The 2,999-nt window shown below is 56.2% G+C and carries 3 protein-coding genes and 1 pseudogene; 2 read left to right on the top strand and 2 right to left on the bottom strand.

From position 1 onward, the window contains the following. Positions 1–795 (bottom strand): formate/nitrite transporter family protein (locus SX1_RS21930; protein ID WP_217996430.1); only part of this gene is annotated, 795 nt, incomplete at its 3' end. Between the two features lie 206 nt (positions 796–1,001). Here SX1_RS21930 and SX1_RS24055 point away from each other — a divergent pair. Beyond that, complete coding sequence (locus tag SX1_RS24055; RefSeq protein WP_026150047.1) at positions 1,002–1,316, top strand: TraR/DksA family transcriptional regulator; 315 nt, start codon at positions 1,002–1,004, stop codon at positions 1,314–1,316. Positions 1,317–1,617: 301 nt separating this feature from the next. Beyond that, positions 1,618–2,541, top strand: coding sequence for a lytic transglycosylase domain-containing protein (locus tag SX1_RS24050; RefSeq protein ID WP_255209828.1), 924 nt, complete (start codon positions 1,618–1,620; stop codon positions 2,539–2,541). 238 nt (positions 2,542–2,779) lie between these two features. Here SX1_RS24050 and SX1_RS21910 read toward each other — a convergent pair. After that, a pseudogene (locus SX1_RS21910) lies at positions 2,780–2,999 on the bottom strand (hypothetical protein); the annotation flags it as partial.

Genomic DNA, 2,999 nt, shown 5'->3' with positions numbered 1-2,999 from the left:
TACCAGCGCGACCAGCACACCGCCTCCAACAATGTTTCCCGCGGTCACAGGGAGCAGATTGGCAAGCAAAGCCATGACATCGATAGCCCCATTATGGTGCAGCATGCCGACGGGGATCAGGTACATATTGGCGATCGAATGCTCGAATCCCAGGGCAACGAAGGCTGTAATCGGCAGGACGATAACCGTGATTTTGCCAGACACGCTGCGCGCGGCAAAGCACATCCAGACGGCGAGGCAGACGAGGATGTTGCACAATATCCCCCGCACAAAGGCCTGCGCCGGATCCAGCGAAGTCTTGGCGATTGCGATCATGGCGGCAGTAGCGCCAACAGCATTTTCACTCTCGCTTAACACGCCTGACAGATGGACGAGTATTGCCGTCGAAACTGCTCCGATGAAATTGCCGACATAGACGAGGGCCCAATTGCGCAACAGCGCGGCCGTGCCGATGCGCCGACTTGCCCAGGCCATGATGATGAGGCTGTTACCGGTAAACAGCTCCGCGCCGCCGATGATCACCAATATCAGGCCAAGTGAGAAGGCAAGTCCGCCCAGCAGGCGGGTCGGCCCAAACCCGAGTTCACTGCCTGTGATCGTGACCGTGAAAAACATGGACCCGAAGGCAATGAAAGCACCCGCAAGAATGCCAAGGGTCAGTGTTGGAATGAAGGGCAGCAGAACTTTGCCGACACCGACTTCCTCGACCAGGCGCGCCATCCGTGCTGGCGGCACCACCTCAAGCGGATGAGGCTCGGTCCGGTCCGTATCCGGGGCGGCGTCAGTCTGTTCCAATGGTGTTCACTCCGTTTTTATCCACTCGCCGGACAACGACCTGCTGCAACCAATCTGACGCAGGCGATAGTCTTTAGTGCGGCGCCATTTGCAGTATATTCCGTTCTCCATCAGACTGCTCCCGCTTCGAAGCAGCGGCAATTGCCGGTAGCGTTCGCCGCTGAGAATGGATGGTTTTACTACCAGTATGGGTCAGGATAAGAATAATGGCTGATTATCAGGATGTTGTGGAACAGCTCACCTTGCGGCTCAACGAATTGACCAATCGCGCGGAGGCCATCGAGGATGAACTGCGCCACCCACTCGATGCCGATTCCTCTGAGCAGGCTGTCGACCTTGCTGACGATGAAGCACTTGCTGGCGTCGATGGGGTTATCCGGCAGGAGATTCTTGATATCAGAGCTGCCCTGTTGCGGATCGAGAACGGCAGCTATGGAACTTGCGCGGCCTGTGGTAGCAGCATCGGTGCCGCTCGTCTTAAGGCGCTCCCTATAGCTACCCGCTGCATCAACTGCGCGTAAGGTAAGAAATTCTATCAAAATGGGTCACGGTGGTTGGTGCGCGTTGCTGCCTCAAACATCAGCGGAGTCTGTGGATCCATATCTGCAAGGCCAAGATTAACAGGACAACTGCAAGGGCTGGGATCAGCGCTGATTCAGACACGAGCCGAGCGAGCGAACCTGCATTTTCGTCAGATTGTCTGTTGGATGCCCATAGTCGACTGTTCGTTATTGGCGAATTTTCGGTTGACTCGAGGTTCCTCGTTTGATCCTTTGACGATGCGCAAACCCACTAGCTCAGTGCGCCCATACGGGGTGCACAGTGAAAATACCCAAAGCTGCGATTCATTTATGCTTAGTGGCATGCTGCTGCGGCAGTGCCGCTGCGCGCGAAGCCGACATCCTTGATTTCGCAAAGTTGCATGCCGTGCAGCAAAAGCTGGTTGACCCTCAATTGCGGCATGGCTCTCCCCAGCGAGATGTCGAGTCATCGTTACGAGCCCATCTCGAACAGAATGGGCTGGAGCATTGGGGTGGAACATCGCCGGCAGATGGGACTGATCCTGGCACTGTAATGTTTGGTGGCAATTTTGAAGTGGATCAAAGGCTTTATAGGGGGGTGATGCCAATCATACAGCAGGCACATGAACGCGGGCTCGGAGCAAGAAACATCGAGAACTGCGAAAGTGTTCGCTACGTTCCGACTTGGTGGTTGCCACAGGAAATCGAGAGTCGCAGGGCACTCAATTTCGATACGGTCGCAGCCATAGCCTGCGAGTTCGGCCTCCCGACCAATCTTCTCGACGCTGTTATCACGCAGGAGTCCGGATATAAATCCTGGGTGATCAGCAGGGCTGGTGCCATGGGTATCATGCAGATCATGCCGGGAACCGCCCGCCTGCTTGGGCTATCGTATCCGTTTAATAAAGTTTCAAACATGCGGGCAGGTGCGCGGTACCTGCGTCAACAGCTTGACCGTTTCGGACGAGTGGACCTGGCACTTGCCGCTTATAATGCAGGTCCGGAACGACGCGCTCTGCAACGAGGTTACGTGCCAGCCATTCCGGAAACCCGAAACTATGTGCGCACCATCACCACCAATTGGGCACGACTTGCACGACTGGGCGTTGCAACTACCGATGCCGAATTTCGGGGAAATGTGGCCATGAAGGCCGTGATCGCGTCAGGTTACCGTAGCGTCGAACTGGTACGCTATGATGGATTGAACGCTTCGAACCCGATATAGTGCGCATAGAGCAACGTGATGCCCATGATGCACGGAAACCCGGTCAGGTAGCTTAGCTGAAACCGGAACCAGAGACGTGGAATCAAAAGAAACTTCTGCTTCCACGTCGCATGTGGGATGACGACGGCGCCGCCACGGAGCTCAAGGATTGTTTTCAAAGCCGCACAGCCTGCGCAGATGACGGCAAGCAGGCCAACGGCTGCGTAAAGCTGTGTCCAGGCGTGGACCGCCTCTGGCTTCACGCCTGAAGGGCCCGGTCGTTCTCCATGACTCGCTCCTGGTGGGAAAGGAGCAGTTCATAGGCCCGGCCCAAGGCTTCGTGGATGATGGGTGGGCGCAGCGCCACCTGGATTTCGCCGCGGCGGCGTGAAATGATTTCACAGTAGAAACCTTTCAGGCCCTCACAAACCAGAAATACGTCAGGGTCATCGTAGACCGTGTGATCGTGCAGGAAAGCA

Source organism: Sphingobium xenophagum NBRC 107872 (assembly GCF_000367345.1).
GTDB lineage: Bacteria > Pseudomonadota > Alphaproteobacteria > Sphingomonadales > Sphingomonadaceae > Sphingobium > Sphingobium xenophagum.
The sequence above is the reverse complement of the archived record's forward strand: the minus strand, read 5'-3'. Positions and strand labels throughout refer to the sequence as shown.

Coding starts and splice junctions, on each gene's coding strand:
- SX1_RS24055 (WP_026150047.1), top strand. CDS start 1,002: ATGGCTGATTATCAGGATGTTGTGGAACAGCTCACCTTGCGGCTCAAC.